Origin of the sequence: Serratia sp. CY52157 (assembly GCF_052168495.1) — a bacterium.
Taxonomy (GTDB): domain Bacteria; phylum Pseudomonadota; class Gammaproteobacteria; order Enterobacterales; family Enterobacteriaceae; genus Serratia; species Serratia ureilytica.
This window is the reverse complement of the sequence record NZ_JBJNMO010000007.1, coordinates 138,113-153,036: the sequence shown is the minus strand read 5'-3', so window position 1 is coordinate 153,036 and position 14,924 is coordinate 138,113. Positions and strand designations below refer to the sequence as shown.

Below are 14,924 nucleotides of genomic sequence, written 5' to 3'. Positions count from 1 at the left end.
GGTTCACGCTTTAGGTATAAGGCGCTCGATAAATTAACTCAATAACGAAAATCTTAATTAAAGATGAAATAAATATAAAATTTTATATTTCATCAAACAATTACGCCATTGCATTTACAGGCTGCAAAGTAATTACCCGATCTGCCGATGCAATCGTCGATGGCCGATGAGCAATGATAACGCGGGTCATTTTCAACGAGGATATGGCTTCGTTCACCCTTTTTTCATTGTCCAGATCCAAATGACTGGTGGCTTCGTCCATAAACAGAATACTGGGCCTTCGATATAACGCGCGGGCGATAAGAACCCGCTGTTTTTGCCCGCCGGAAAGGCTACCCCCCAATTCGCCCACCAAGGTTTCATATCCCATCGGCATTTTCATAATATCGTCGTGAATATTGCAATGCTTGGCGCATTCAACGATAAATTCCGTATCGGGATGAGCATCAAAACTGCATATGTTCTCGGCAATTGAACCGGCAAGCAGTTTATCTTCTTGCAATACACATGCGATGCACTCCCGATAATTATTAATGCCGATATCATGAATGTTAATGCCGTTGATAAACAAGCGCCCTTCCGTCGGTTCCAACAGCCCGCACATCAGCTTCATCAACGTGGTTTTGCCAACGCCTGAAGGCCCGACGATCGCCACGCTTTCTCCCGCCGCGATCTGCAGGCTGAGCCCGGGGATCACTGGGCGCGAAAGGCTGTCATATTGATAAAGCAGATCGCGCACTTCAAAAGTCACCGCCTCGTTGGGATTGCATATCTTGCGATAGGGCTTTTCTTCCTCTGTCGTAGAAAGCACGATGTCCGCCAGCCTTTCATTATGCAAATTCAGCATTCGCAGCCGAATGACCATATCGATAAGATTTGACGCGCGATCGGAGAATTGCCCCCGATAGGCATTAAAGGCGACAAACATGCCTAATGTCATTTGACTGTCGATCACTAAAGACGCGCCCAACCACAAGATAACGATTTGATCGCAGGCCGCAAGAAACGCATTCACGCCGCCAAAGAACATATCGAGCTTCGTTACCCGAATATTGGCGTTTGCCGTATCGATATTTAAATTTAACCAGAACTGCGAACGCGTTCCCGCCAACCCCAACGACTTCAGCGTCGCGATGCTGTACAGCGTCTCCATAAAATGTGAGCTGGCTTTCGCCGACTTCACCAATTGCTCCTCGGACGCTTGCCGATAATAGCGATAGGTCGAAAGGCGCAGCAGAACATATAAGACCGTAAAGCCGGAGGCTACCCACACCAGCCAGCCGCCGTACATGAACATCATGATAAATACGCCGACCGACATGATGCCATCAATGATGCTGGAAACGATACTGGTGGTAAACGTGGTGCGAATGGCGTCCAACGAGCCAAAGCGCGATTGAATATCACCCAGCTTGCGCTTTTCAAAATAGGCAAGCGGGAGCTTCATCAGATGATCAAACAGCCCTGATTTCCACTGTATATCGATCAGCGCGCCCATCACGATGGAGATCCACGAGCGAAACATCGAAACGCAGGTGCGGAACAAGATAAAAAACAGTAAACCGACGCAAATAATGACCAATAAATTATGGTCGCCGGCCTGGATGACGTGGTCCATCACCAACTGAGTCCCGACGGGCATCAGCAGGTTGACGGCCTCAATGACCAGCGACAGCGCGAAAATTTTTACCAGCGCGCTTTTAAGACCGGTGACATTGCTGAGCAGTTTTCTAAAGTGCAGGCGATTTTTCTGCACCACAGGCGTGAATTCACTGCTTGGCCATACCTCTAAAGCGATTCCGGTAAAATGAAGGGAAAACTCCTGCAGGCCGATAACCCGGCGGCCAAATGCCGGATCGTGCAGGGTTATCCGTCCACCGCGAATGTTGACCAGGACCACAAAGTGATTCATATCCCAGTGCAATATGCAGGGCCTTTTCACCTGGTGAATCTCATCCAGGCTCAAGGATAGAGCCCGCGTTTTCAAATTGAGATTCTCGGCGATCGCGATCAGCGAGCTCAGGGTGGCGCCGCGGGCCGAGATATCAAACTTCTGGCGCATCGACAGCATATCGATGTGCATGCCGTAATAGCCGCACACCATCGCTAAACTGGCCAGCCCGCATTCGGCGGCCTCCGTTTGCAAGACCTGCGGCACTTTTCTTCTGAGCGACAGGTTCAGCTTGCCAACGATATTCTCATAAACTTTATTCACGAAGTGGCCCCGACACACTGTTTTTCATGTCATAAAATGGCGCGAACATCCATTGGTAGATAGGTCTTTTTTCCAGGAAAAGCGTGGCTTGCGCCTTCATGCCGCTTGAAAGGTTCAGCTTCTTTCCCTGATAGCCAAACTGCGTGTTATCGATAGCCACCAGCACTTTGTAGTACGACTCAACCAGTTCAGCCGATTGTCGAGTTGGCGAACTGCTGTAAGTGGACATTTCCTGAATCGATGCGGGAACATAAGCGATGCTTTCGATCACGCCGGGAAACTGACCAAATTTTTCATACGGGAAGGCGTCATAGCGAACGTTGATGTGATCGCCTCGGCTCACGTAAGGCACGCTGCTGTTGGGCAACCATAAAACCAAATAATAGATGGCATGATTACTGGGGATTAATTGCGCCAGGCTGTCTCCCGTATTGACCATTTGCCCAGGCGTCACGCTGAGCGATTCAACGCGCCCGTCCGCCGGCGCATTGACAATCAACGAGCCGCTGGCGTCCGCTTCGGCCAGCTGCCGCAGGAGATCATTGCGCTGAAATTGATATTGTGAGATTTGATTATCGAAATCGGACGCTCTTGTCGCGAGATCGCTATTCAGGTTAGTTATCTGCAAAGACTCTTGAATGCTTTGGTTATAGAGACTGTGGAACGTACTCTGCTGCTGATAGTAGAGGTAAACCTGGTTATTCAGCTGATCCCGATTAATGAGCCCCTTACTGCGATACTCATCGTAATTTTTCATGGTTTCGCGCATGAAGTTAACGCCGTTGCGTGAATTTTCGACCATCTGTTTGGACTGGCTGTGCGCCAGTTTATATTGGTCAATCTGCGCTTGCAGATTGACCAGGGTCGTTTTCTTGTTCGCCTCCAATTTGGCGATGATGCTATCGACCTGCGCTAGTTGATTTTCTATCGCCTGCCGCGTGCTTGCGCTGACGGTGCCGGAATCCGTCACCCTGCTGACGTCTATCTGATAAAGATGCTGCCCTTTTTTTACCTGATCGCCCACATTGACAAAGCGTTGTGCAATGAATCCCTGCTGAGTAGCAAATATGTTGACCGATCTTGGCAGCGTCGTGACCTCTCCGCCCACGCTGATACGCCGGGTATAACCGCCATAGGTCACGAAAATGATCAGCACAGAAACGAATGAAAGTGAAATGCCCGCGATGACCCAGGCCGGCAACCCTGCAATTAACAATGCTTTTCCTGCCCATTTAGAACGACTGTGCGATAAGGCCTCTTCCCTAAACAAATTCTGACCTCTCCATATATAACGACACCGTTCATTTTTATCTTTTCCCTGGCCCAACACGGCGCTTATTTAGATTTAGTCTTTGTTGGCAAAACCCACAAGTAATAATAATCTTAAAAAAACACAAAACTGCTGAAACGTCACAAAAAGTGCGACCCTAATATTAGCAACGGCGTTATGAGTTGCATATTTCAACGCCGACCTCTTTAATCTAAGCGTATTCTCATCAAGCCGTCATTCACAGAGGCTGCGAGAATTAAGCGGCGAAACGCTTTACGTTTCGTTCCTGAGGCATAGGGATAAAGTTGAAAGGATTTACTATGAAAGAGCTAAATACTGCAGAGATCGAAATCGTTTCTGGTGCGGGGATTATTTCCGATACGGCAAGCTTTGTATCAGGATTTGCCGGCGATGTTATCATTGATACCGTAAAATTGGCCAATGATGCGCTTAATACCCGATTGATCTCTTCCGTAGGCCAAGGGTTCAACGCGATCGGTTTTGGCTTGGGCGCCGTTCATAATGTCGCGGACTCGCTTGGCTATGCGGCATTTAAAAGCGTTGCAGCCGTAGGCTCCCTGCTGGGCGGGGATGCAAGCCGTATCGAATATCATTACGAGAAAGAATGGGGTGCTTGAAAACAAGCGGCTCCCTCTGAAAGGTTAATGATGCTAACCACCTGCCCAATCAGGTGGTTATTTCAATTACGCACTCACTAACTCTTCTGTTTGAAAACCGCTTTGGTCAATGGAGAGGAGAACACGTTGTGCGGATCGTACTTATTCAGCACGTTGCAGGCATGATTCCAACTGTCATTGTTCCCTGCCCCTGCATTAAAGCTGCGCGGAATGTTTTCTTCGAGTACGGTTTTATCCTGCCACGCGGCCTGTGACGTATAACCCCAGCCTTTACTCCACTCTACGCGAACCGTCGCATAGTCGCCCGCATAGTGGCTAAAAATCCATTTTTCCATTTCACTGTAGAATTTATTGGCATCCGGCGTATCGGGCATGGTCAGAATATCCAACCAGATCGCGACATCCCATTCCGGATGGGATTCAACGGGGCGAATGGCCGAAAGATCGGGAGCAATGGCATTGGCCACCGCGCTCTCTTTTGCATTGTCCAATCCGGTGACGCGAATTTCAATCGGGCCATTCATCGGAAATGAATTCTTGCTCTGGTAATCGGCCACCATTTCTTCATATTTTTTCGTGAAATCGTGCAATACGTTTTGAATATTGCTCCGCTTCGTGATTATCGCGTAACCATTGGCCGTCACGCGCAGCGTTGTCGGCTTCACATACAACAGCAGATCCTTGCTCCACCCCCACAGATCCGCCGACACGGTGGCCCCTAAACCAATGCTGACCAACTCCATCTGCGCCTTGCCGAGTGTCGGGGTCAGCTCCGGATGACCATTATTGATTTTTTTAATGATATCGGAAATTTTAACCGGCAAATTATCCGAGAACGGATAGTTAAATGGACCATTAACCGGTTTTGACACTTTTGGGAAGCTGTCTTCTTGCTTCCACACTTTCAGCCATGGTTTTTCCGTGAACGGGAACCAAATGACTTCAACGCGCCCGCACAGATCCAAGAAATGGCTGAAGGTATTTTTTGTCGTGCTTGCAGTGGAAAAAAGATCCGCCGCGGTGACATTAACATAACTTTGACAGCGTAAACGCCGGTTGCGCGGCACCTGCAGCGTCACTTCGCTGATAAAAGCCCGGCCGACATGCACCAGGAATGCCGAGCTCTCCGCATTATCACGCGTAAACTCCTTTAATTCATACTTCGACCGCGCCTGATCCCAGACGACAGCTTTTAGCGACACCACGCTATTGCTCACGGAACCAAAGCTGGCAAACTCAGCCAGAGGCTCATCTTTTGCCGGAATGCAGGTTCCATGGCCGCCGATGGCGAGCACGCCGCCCAGGGTCAGATCGCCAGGCGCCGGCGTCGCGTAAAAGCCGAGTTTCTTTTTTTCTAATTCAGTGAGCAAAGCCTGCATTGTCACCCCCGTTTGCGCGGTGACGTATCCATGCTCTCCCACTTTATTGATTGAGATGTTTTTGAATTTCCTGGTGAGGTCGATCAGCACGACATTGCTGTTATCCTCCCCGTTTGCAATAACGAGCGGGGACCAGTTGTGCTTGATGCCAACCGGACGCACGCAATATTTATTCTCATGCGCCCAGTTAATTACGGCCAAGAGCTCATCCGTATTTTGTGGATAGCAGGTCAGAATATGATTGCCGGAGATTTCTTTTGACCAATTAACAAAATTGACATACTCATAGCCCACAGGGAACGTGTTCAAACTAGAACTAGTCATAACTGACTTCCTTTTAAAATTAAAATAGATAGAGATAAAAACGGCAACAGCCCGAGCGCTAATTGATCACCCTGATAAGCACCTCCTTTTCCTTGGGATAATCCCTCTGTTTTACTGCCCGAATAGCGTCAAGACTTGCCAATATAAATCAACACTTTGACGTTAATTTCCGCGTATTGAAAATTCTTTTCTTTATGCAACTCAATTAAAAAGCCGTTTCTTATTCGCACGCCAAGTAAAGGAAGATAGGCGTCATAGATGCTGTCAAAAAAAACCAGGTATTCGTTCAACCTGCCGTTAAACTCGAACAACAAATACTGCCCTCTTATCAACGTCAGATTGCGTGTCTCGTAGTACCCTTTGCTGAGCGTTACTTCCCAACCGGATGAGGCCAACTTTACCGTGCGCATTGACGTATCGGTATTTTTCCCTGTGCGGCTGCCGTATTTCTGTCGTTCCTCTCCTCCAGAGCTGGAAGCATTCATCGAATGATAGAGAAAAAACTTATATCCCTTAAGCAGGTATATGTTCTTGGGCATTTCGATAAAATGATATGCTGACGGATTTTGTATTAAAAAGGGAGGGAGATGTTTGGAAAAGTCCCATTCCTGGCTCGTTCTAAAGTCCTTTGGGCTTTCACCGAAAAAGCGTTGAAAGGCGCGGCTAAAAGCCTGCTGGGAGCTAAAGCCGATAGCAGTAGCCACTTCCAATACTTTTAAATCAGACTGTTTGAGCATGACGGCAGACTTGCTCAGACGCCTATTTCTGATATACGTCGCTATTTTCATTCCCGTATAACGCTGAAACATTCTTTGCAAGTGCCATTTCGAATAACCAGACAAATCCGATAACTTTTCTATCGAGAGATCATGCTGTATATTCATCTCGATCAAATTAACTAGCTCGACCACAATACTATGCTGGTAACTCATAATGACATCCATGCCCTAACAAAACCCACCCTCAGACAACCTGCTCATTGGGCTTTTATCCATTAAAATGAAAAACAAAGCGCTGCCGCAATCATGCAATTAGGATTAGAATGTGAAAAACGATGAACCTTTTATAATTGATTGACAGAGAGATACTTCTTTTTGGGTAGACATCCTCCTTGTGACGTTATTGGTATAATTCTTATAAAGCTTTTCCCTGGTGAAGGCTTTTCCTGTCTCTTTCATCTTGACCAATATCCATCCTGACGTTGTGCAACTAAGCAGTCAAAAGAAAGCATATCCTGGCATCCGTTGATAAATCGTTTGCCTCCCTCTCGGCGGTGCATTTTAATACCCTTACATTTAGAGTAGCCTATGTAGATAGCTTAGAAAATATCAAATGCCAGATAATTACATAGTTCGCACTTTATGTTACGACAATAATTAAAAGATAAGAAAAATCATATAATTAGAATTTCAATTCCAAGCAATGAATGCCGATAAAACGTAGGTCTCGTCCTTGAGAAGGGTTATTAAAAACAATGAAACCGCTGATTTCCCCAATAAAAACAGAAAGAAAGATTTATAAAATAAGAAATAGACTAATTCATCGCATCCTTCTGATATATTTATTCGTCAGACCAAGTCTTTCAGAAAAATCCCATAAAATGGCGCACGGAGTCCTTTAATTTTCGCAGAGGATTAATTAGCTACGCCATCGCCCGATGCCGATGAGTCGACGCGCCTCAATACGGCAATTCATTTTAATGCCGCGGCCCGGCGGATACGGTGAATAAAGCCCCGTTATCCGACGACATCATCGCACCGGCGAAGTGCGCGTGGTTGCAGAATACCGTTCTGCGGATAGGCGCAAAGCCGAGATGGAAAACGCCGCGCCTCAGAAAATGAGCCGTAAGCAAAGCGCAGGCGGCTCCGTGCGGGCTGTCCTCTCCATTCGCGCCTCTCTCAACCCAGCCCTCTTGCGGATCGGAGGCCGTCTACGGCACAGGGCGCCAAACATCAGGCATAAAAAAACCCGCCGTTAAGCGGGTTTGGTTCTCATGTGCGGTTCACTGACGCCAGCCTACGCCGGACGCGGGATTACTCCCACTCGATCGTCGCCGGCGGCTTGCCGCTGATGTCGTACACCACGCGGGAGATGCCGTCCACTTCGTTGATGATGCGGTTGGACACGCGGCCGAGGAAGTCATACGGCAGATGCGCCCAGTGCGCGGTCATGAAGTCGATGGTTTCCACCGCACGCAGGGAGACCACCCAGTCGTATTTGCGGCCGTCGCCCATCACGCCGACCGAGCGCACCGGCAGGAACACGGTGAACGCCTGGCTGACTTTGTTGTACAGATCGGCTTTGTGCAGCTCTTCGATGAAGATGGCGTCGGCGCGGCGCAGCAGATCGCAGTACTCTTTCTTCACTTCGCCCAGCACGCGCACGCCCAGCCCCGGGCCCGGGAACGGGTGACGGTACAGCATGTCGTACGGCAGGCCCAGTTCCAGGCCAATTTTGCGCACTTCGTCTTTGAACAGCTCTTTCAGCGGCTCGACCAGGCCCAGCTTCATCTCTTTCGGCAGGCCGCCCACGTTGTGGTGCGACTTGATCACGTGCGCTTTGCCGGTGGCGGAAGCGGCGGATTCAATTACGTCCGGGTAGATGGTGCCCTGCGCCAGCCATTTCACCTGCTCTTGCTTGCAGGCTTCTTCGTCGAACACTTCAACGAACACGCGGCCGATGATTTTACGCTTGGCTTCCGGCTCGTCGACGCCCGCCAGCGCGGTCAGGAAGCGGTTTTCCGCCTCGACGTGCACGATGTTCAGGCCGAAGTGGTCGCCGAACATTTCCATCACCTGCTTGGCTTCGTTCAGGCGCAGCAGACCGTTATCGACGAACACGCAGGTCAGACGCTTGCCGATGGCGCGGTGCAGCAGCATCGCGGTCACGGAGGAGTCAACGCCGCCGGACAGACCGAGGATCACGTGGTCTTCACCCACCTGCTCGCGGATGCGCTCAACCGCATCTTCGATGATGGTGGCCGGCGTCCACAGGGCCTCACACTGGCAGATGTCCAGTACGAAGCGCTCCAGCATGCGCTGGCCCTGACGGGTGTGGGTCACTTCCGGGTGGAACTGCACGCCGTAGAAGCGTTTTTCTTCGTTGGCCATAATGGCGAACGGGCAGGTATCGGTGCTGGCGACGGTCACGAAGTCGGACGGGATCGCGGTCACTTTGTCGCCGTGGCTCATCCACACGTCCAGCAGCGGTTTGCCGGCCGGGCTGATGGCGTCTTCGATGTCGCGCAGCAGCGCGCTCTCGTTGACGATTTCCACCTGCGCGTAGCCGAACTCGCGTTCGTTGGAGCCCTGCACATGGCCACCCAGCTGCATCGCCATGGTCTGCATGCCGTAGCACACGCCCAGCACCGGCACGCCGGCGTTGAACACGTAGTCAGGGGCGCGCGGGCTGCCGGCTTCGGTGGTGCTTTCCGGGCCGCCGGACAGGATGATGCCGCTTGGGTTGAATTCGCGGATCTGCTCTTCGCTAACGTCCCAGGCCCACAGTTCGCAGTAAACGCCGATTTCGCGCACGCGGCGGGCGACCAGTTGGGTGTATTGCGAACCGAAGTCCAGTATGAGGATGCGATGCTTATGGATATTTTGTGTCATGTGAGGCGAATTCCAGCAACAAGAGAAAAAGAGCGAAAATGTATGTTTTCGGGATGGGGCTTAGCGCCCCACCCCGGCCTCTCACTCAGGAGAGGTTAAGGCATCAGCCCATGCGGTAGTTCGGCGACTCTTTGGTGATGGTCACGTCGTGCACGTGGCTTTCCTGAATGCCGGCGCCGCTGATGCGCACGAACTCCGCCTTGGTGCGCAGATCGTCGATGGTGGCGCAGCCGGTCAGGCCCATGCAGGAGCGCAGGCCGCCCATCTGCTGGTGCACGATGGCTTTCAGCATGCCTTTATAGGCCACGCGGCCTTCGATACCTTCCGGCACCAGTTTGTCGGCGGCGTTATCGGTCTGGAAGTAACGGTCGGAAGAGCCTTTGGACATCGCGCCCAGCGAGCCCATGCCGCGGTAAGATTTGAACGAGCGGCCCTGATACAGCTCGATTTCGCCCGGAGATTCTTCGGTGCCCGCCAGCATGGAGCCGACCATCACGCAAGAGGCGCCCGCGGCGATCGCTTTGGCGATATCGCCGGAGAAGCGGATGCCGCCGTCGGCGATAACCGGAATACCGGTGCCTTCCAGCGCTTCCACCGCGTCGGCGATGGCGGTGATCTGCGGTACGCCTACGCCGGTCACGATGCGGGTGGTACAGATGGAGCCAGGGCCGATACCCACTTTCACCGCGCTCACGCCGGCTTCAGCCAGCGCTTTGGCGCCCGCCGCGGTCGCGACGTTGCCGCCGACGATCTGCAGATCCGGGTATTTGGCGCGGGTTTCGCGGATGCGCTGCAACACGCCTTCGGAGTGGCCGTGCGAGGAGTCGATCAGCAGGACGTCAACGCCTGCCGCCACCAGCGCATCAACGCGCTCTTCGTTGCCGGCGCCGGCGCCGACCGCCGCGCCCACGCGCAGACGGCCGTGCTCGTCTTTACAGGCGTTCGGCTTACGTTCCGCTTTCTGGAAGTCTTTAACGGTGATCATGCCCAGCAGGTGGAAGCTGTCGTCCACCACCAGCGCTTTTTCTACGCGCTTTTCGTGCATCTTCTGCAGCACCACGTCGCGCGCTTCACCTTCTTTCACGGTGACCAGGCGATCTTTCGGCGTCATCACCGCAGTCACCGGCTGAGTCAGATCGGTCACGAAGCGCACGTCGCGGCCGGTAATGATGCCGACCAGCTCGTTGTCTTCGGTGACGACCGGATAACCGGCGAAGCCGTTGCGCGCGGTCAGCTCTTTCACTTCCTGCAGCGTGGTGGCCGGGGTAACGGTCTGCGGGTCGGTGACTACGCCGCTTTCATGTTTTTTCACGCGGCTGACTTCTTCAGCCTGGCGCTCGATGGACATGTTTTTGTGGATGAAGCCCAGGCCGCCTTCCTGCGCCAGCGCGATGGCCAGGCCGGATTCGGTAACGGTATCCATGGCTGCGGACAGCATAGGGATGTTCAGGCGGATGGTTTTGGTCAGTTGAGTGCCGAGCTCTGCGGTGTTAGGCAGAACCGTGGAGTGGGCTGGAACCAGGAGGACGTCGTCAAACGTCAGAGCTTCTTTAGCGATACGTAGCATGGGCAATATCTCACCAGGGTGGGCTGTGAAAAAGATAAAATATTGCCGCGGCATTATACAGAGCGGAATCGGTTGCCTCCAGCACTTTCTTACAAAAAGTCTTGATTACCTTTTTCAGCCATGTAGTATCGACCAATTAAGTGATTGTTTTGAAATTTGATCTGGGTCACATGTCGCTACCTGTTTCGCCTTCCATTTTTACCGTAAGCCGCCTGAATCAGACGGTTCGCCAACTGCTGGAAATGGAAATGGGGCAGATTTGGCTCTCCGCCGAGATCTCCAACCTCTCCCAGCCCGCCTCCGGCCACTGGTATTTCACCCTGAAAGACGACCGCGCCCAGGTGCGCTGCGCGATGTTCCGCAACAGCAACCGCCGCGTCACCTTCCGGCCGCAAAACGGCCAGCAGGTCTTGGTGCGCGCCAGCATCACGCTGTATGAACCGCGCGGCGACTACCAGCTGATCGCCGAGAGCATGCAGCCCGCCGGCGACGGCCTGCTGCAGCAACAGTTCGAGCAGTTAAAACAGCGCCTGAGCGCCGAAGGGCTGTTCGATCAGCAGTTCAAGCAGCCGCTGCCCGCCCCGGCCAAACGCGTCGGGGTGATCACCTCCGCCAGCGGCGCGGCGCTGCACGATATCCTGCAGGTATTGCAGCGGCGCGATCCGTCGCTGCCGATCGTCATCTACCCCACCTCGGTGCAGGGCGCGGAAGCGCCGATGCAGATCGTGCGCGCCATTGAGACCGCCAACCGCCGCGATGAATGCGACGTGCTGATCGTCGGCCGCGGCGGCGGTTCGCTGGAGGATCTGTGGAGCTTCAACGACGAACGCGTGGCGCGGGCGATCTTCGCCAGCCGCATTCCGATCGTCAGCGCCGTCGGCCATGAAACCGACGTCACCATCGCCGACTTCGTCGCCGACCTGCGGGCGCCGACCCCTTCCGCCGCCGCCGAACTGGTGAGCCGCAATCAGCTCGAGCTGTTGCGCCAGCTGCAGTCGCAGCAGCAGCGGCTGGAGATGGCGATGGATTACTACCTGGCGCAGCGTCAGCAGCAGTTCACCCGCATTCATCACCGTTTACAGCAGCAGCATCCGCATCTGCGCCTGGCGCGCCAGCAGACGCTGCTGTTCAAGCTGCAGCGCCGAATGGAAGACGGCATGCAGCAGCAGTTGCGCCTGGCCGCCCGCCGCAGCGAACGTATCCAGCAGCGGCTGGCGCAGGTGCAGCCGCAGGGCCGCATTCACCGCTACCAACAGCGCGTGCAGCAGCAGGAATACCGTCTGCAGCAGGCGATGGAGCGCCAGCTCAACGCCTACCGCCAGCGTTTCGGCGTGGCGTGCAGCCAGCTGGAGACCGTCAGCCCGCTGGCGACGCTGGCGCGCGGCTACAGCGTGACGCAAACTCCGCGCGGCGAGCTGCTGAAAACCACCAAGCAGGCGCAGGTCGGCGAACTGCTGAAAACCCGCCTGCAGGATGGCTGGGTGGAAAGCGAGGTGAAAACCATCACCGTCGCCAAAAAGCCGCGCAAGAAGCGCGCGGCCGAGTAAGCCCTACTCCAGCGTAAAACGCTCGCCGGGTTCACCGTTCACCCACAGCGCGCGCGTTTCGCCTTCCGGCAGGCTGAGCATCAGCGTGCGCCAGGCCGGGCGGAAATGCCCTTCCGTCGTGATATCCACCATGATGCGCTGATGGTCGCAGCGCATTTCCCAGCGCAGCCACAGCGCATCGCCCTGCCGCCAGCCGTCGCTTTCGCCGTCGTCCTCAAACAGCAGCCCGCCGCTCGCCCCGCCGCCCTTGAGCGGAAACAGGCGCAGCTCGCGCCGATCGTCGGCGGCCACGTCCACATGCGCCAACCGCTGCGACAGCGGCAGCGCCGCCCCGGCGCGCACCAGCAGCGGCAGACGCTCCAACGGCGCCGCCAGCGTCACCGTCTGGCCGCCGCCGAACCACTGGCCGCTGTAGAAGCAGTACCAGCCTTCGCCATTATCCGGCAGATACACCGAACGGCGACGTTGCCCCGGCTCCACCACGCTGGCCACCAGCAGATCGCGGCCAATCAGAAAATCGTCGTTTTCGCCAAAGGTGCGCGCATCCTGTTCGTGATCGAGAAAAGTCGGGCGCAGCATCGGCTCGTCGTCGGCGCAGGCCTGCCACAGCAGCGTGTAGAAATACGGCAGCAGCCGGTAACGCAGGTTGATCGCCTCGCGCACCGCCGGGGTGGCGGCCGGGTACATCCAGGGTTCGTTGACCGTGGCGTCGTCATTCCAGGAGTGGATGGTGAAACGCGGGTGCATCACGCCGTTTTGTACCCAGCGCACCAGCAGCTCCGCGTCCGGTTTGTCACCGGAGAAGCCACCGACGTCGTGGCCGAGGTTATACAACCCGGACAGGCTCATGCCCAACCCCATGCGAATGTTGTAGCGCAGCGTCTGCCAGCTGGTGCGATTATCGCCGCTCCAGGTCTGCACGTAGCGCTGCATGCCGGCGCAGCCGGAGCGCGAGATCAGGTACGGCCGCCGCTGCGGCGCAAAGCGCAACTGGGCCTCCATCGAGGCGCGCATCATCAGCAGCGGCATCACCGGGCGGAGATGTTTGATGGCGATCGGCCGTCCAAAGCCGTGGCAGCGCGCTTCGCCGTCCCACACTTCGTACTCGTTGTTGTCGTTCCAGGTCGAATCGATGCCCATCTCCAGCAGCTGCTGTGTGACGCCCTGCTGCCACCAACGCACCGTCGCCGGATTGGTGAAGTCGAGGTGCGATCCTTCGTCGTCCCAGAAGCTGGAGCGTTCCGGCGCGTCGCTTTGCGAATCGCGGATAAACAGCCCCTGCGCCGCCACCTCTTGATACTGCGGATGATCCTGCAGCAGGCACGGCTTGATGTTGGCCGCCAGCTTGAGGCCGGCGTCGTGAAACGCCTGGCTGAGCAGCCTGGGCTGCGGCACCTTGTCATAGTTCCAGTTAAACACGTAGCGTTTGTTGTTGATCGAGGTGTAGCCCGACGACAGCTGGAAAGAGTCGCAAGGGATGGCATGTTGACGGCACAGCGCAATGAACTGTTGCAGCTGCTGCTGGGCGTCCGGCGCGTCGGTGTAGTGCATGGTCGAACCGCTGTAGCCCAGGCTCCACTTCGGCCCGAAGTGGGTGCGGCCGGTCAGGCGCACGAACGCCTTGGTGACATCCAAAACCTTCGGCCCGAGGAACAGGTAGTAATCCAGATCGCCCGCTTCGGCCTGATAGCGGCGGTAGGCCGTATGGTAGTTGTCGATCTCGTTGCCCAGATCCAGCCAGCAGCTGCTCAGGTTGTCGTAGAACAGGCCGAAGCTCGCCTCCGGCCCGCGGGTGATGGTAAACGGAATGTGCTTGTACAGCGGATCGGTGCTGGCGGCGTTGTAGCCCATCGCGTCCAGGTTGCGCATCTCGAAGCGGCGGCCGGTGCGTTCCAGATCGCCGGCCTTCTCCCCCAGGCCGTAATAGCGCTCATCGGCGAAACGCCGCTGGTAATGCGCCACGCCGTCGCCGTGCGCGTTGAGCAGGTAGGCGCTGGTCGGCCGATCCGCCGCCAGCGGCCGCCACTCGCCGGCGGCATTGCAATACTCCCACGCCAGCCACAGCGGCTGATGCACCGTCACGCGCAGCAGCGGCGTGCTGACCACCAGCCGATCGCCCTCCCGGCGCAGCTGATAGCCCGGCAGGCTGAAACCGGCGACGCTGAGCCGATCTCGCCCCTCCCAGGGCACATCCTCCTGCGGCGCAATGCTCCAGGTGCGATCCAGCGCCAGCTCGCCCTCACGTTTGATCAACACGCGGAACAGACCGTCTTCCAGCACGTACAGGCAGAAACGGTGGCGTTCATCGACCAGCAGCTCGACGTAGTCGGCATGCTGCGCCGCCAGCGTCCAATTTTTCAACGTTTTCATACA

The 14,924-nt window shown here is 55.0% G+C and carries 9 protein-coding genes; 2 read left to right on the top strand and 7 right to left on the bottom strand.

Annotated features, from left to right (window positions below; translation table 11 throughout):
- Positions 1–100 precede the first annotated feature (100 nt).
- Positions 101–2,215: a peptidase domain-containing ABC transporter gene (locus tag ACJ8IP_RS20685; RefSeq protein WP_033644081.1), complete on the bottom strand. Its 2,115-nt coding sequence runs from the start codon at positions 2,213–2,215 to the stop codon at positions 101–103.
- Complete coding sequence (locus ACJ8IP_RS20680) at positions 2,208–3,503, bottom strand: HlyD family secretion protein (protein WP_046688529.1); 1,296 nt, start codon at positions 3,501–3,503, stop codon at positions 2,208–2,210. The genes ACJ8IP_RS20685 and ACJ8IP_RS20680 overlap by 8 nt, the downstream gene beginning before the upstream one ends.
- 302 nt (positions 3,504–3,805) lie before the next feature.
- On the opposite strand from ACJ8IP_RS20680, the gene ACJ8IP_RS20675 reads away from it, so the two are divergent.
- The gene (locus tag ACJ8IP_RS20675; RefSeq protein ID WP_079007635.1) at positions 3,806–4,123 is read left to right on the top strand and encodes a hypothetical protein; all 318 of its coding nucleotides are present in this window, start codon (positions 3,806–3,808) and stop codon (positions 4,121–4,123) included.
- Positions 4,124–4,200: 77 nt separating this feature from the next.
- Here the strand turns inward: ACJ8IP_RS20675 and ACJ8IP_RS20670 are convergent, their stop codons facing one another.
- From ACJ8IP_RS20670 to guaB, 4 genes are all read right to left on the bottom strand, one after another.
- Positions 4,201–5,826, bottom strand: a complete 1,626-nt coding sequence (locus tag ACJ8IP_RS20670; protein ID WP_038872486.1) for a cholesterol oxidase substrate-binding domain-containing protein — start codon at positions 5,824–5,826, stop codon at positions 4,201–4,203.
- Positions 5,827–5,954: 128 nt separating this feature from the next.
- A complete protein-coding gene (locus tag ACJ8IP_RS20665) occupies positions 5,955–6,758 on the bottom strand; it encodes a helix-turn-helix domain-containing protein (protein WP_033644341.1) in 804 nt (267 codons plus the stop codon).
- Between the two features lie 1,101 nt (positions 6,759–7,859).
- Positions 7,860–9,437, bottom strand: coding sequence for a glutamine-hydrolyzing GMP synthase (gene guaA, locus ACJ8IP_RS20660; RefSeq protein ID WP_021504498.1), 1,578 nt, complete (start codon positions 9,435–9,437; stop codon positions 7,860–7,862).
- A gap of 103 nt (positions 9,438–9,540) precedes the next feature.
- Complete coding sequence (guaB, locus tag ACJ8IP_RS20655) at positions 9,541–11,004, bottom strand: IMP dehydrogenase (protein WP_004941460.1); 1,464 nt, start codon at positions 11,002–11,004, stop codon at positions 9,541–9,543.
- Between the two features lie 170 nt (positions 11,005–11,174).
- On the opposite strand from guaB, the gene xseA reads away from it, so the two are divergent.
- The gene (xseA, locus tag ACJ8IP_RS20650) at positions 11,175–12,551 is read left to right on the top strand and encodes an exodeoxyribonuclease VII large subunit (RefSeq protein ID WP_147881066.1); all 1,377 of its coding nucleotides are present in this window, start codon (positions 11,175–11,177) and stop codon (positions 12,549–12,551) included.
- Positions 12,552–12,554: 3 nt separating this feature from the next.
- Here xseA and ACJ8IP_RS20645 read toward each other — a convergent pair whose 3' ends face one another.
- Positions 12,555–14,921 (bottom strand): glycoside hydrolase family 31 protein, encoded by a 2,367-nt coding sequence (locus ACJ8IP_RS20645; protein ID WP_033651563.1) that lies wholly within the window; start codon positions 14,919–14,921, stop codon positions 12,555–12,557.
- Between the last annotated feature and the right edge of the window lie 3 nt (positions 14,922–14,924).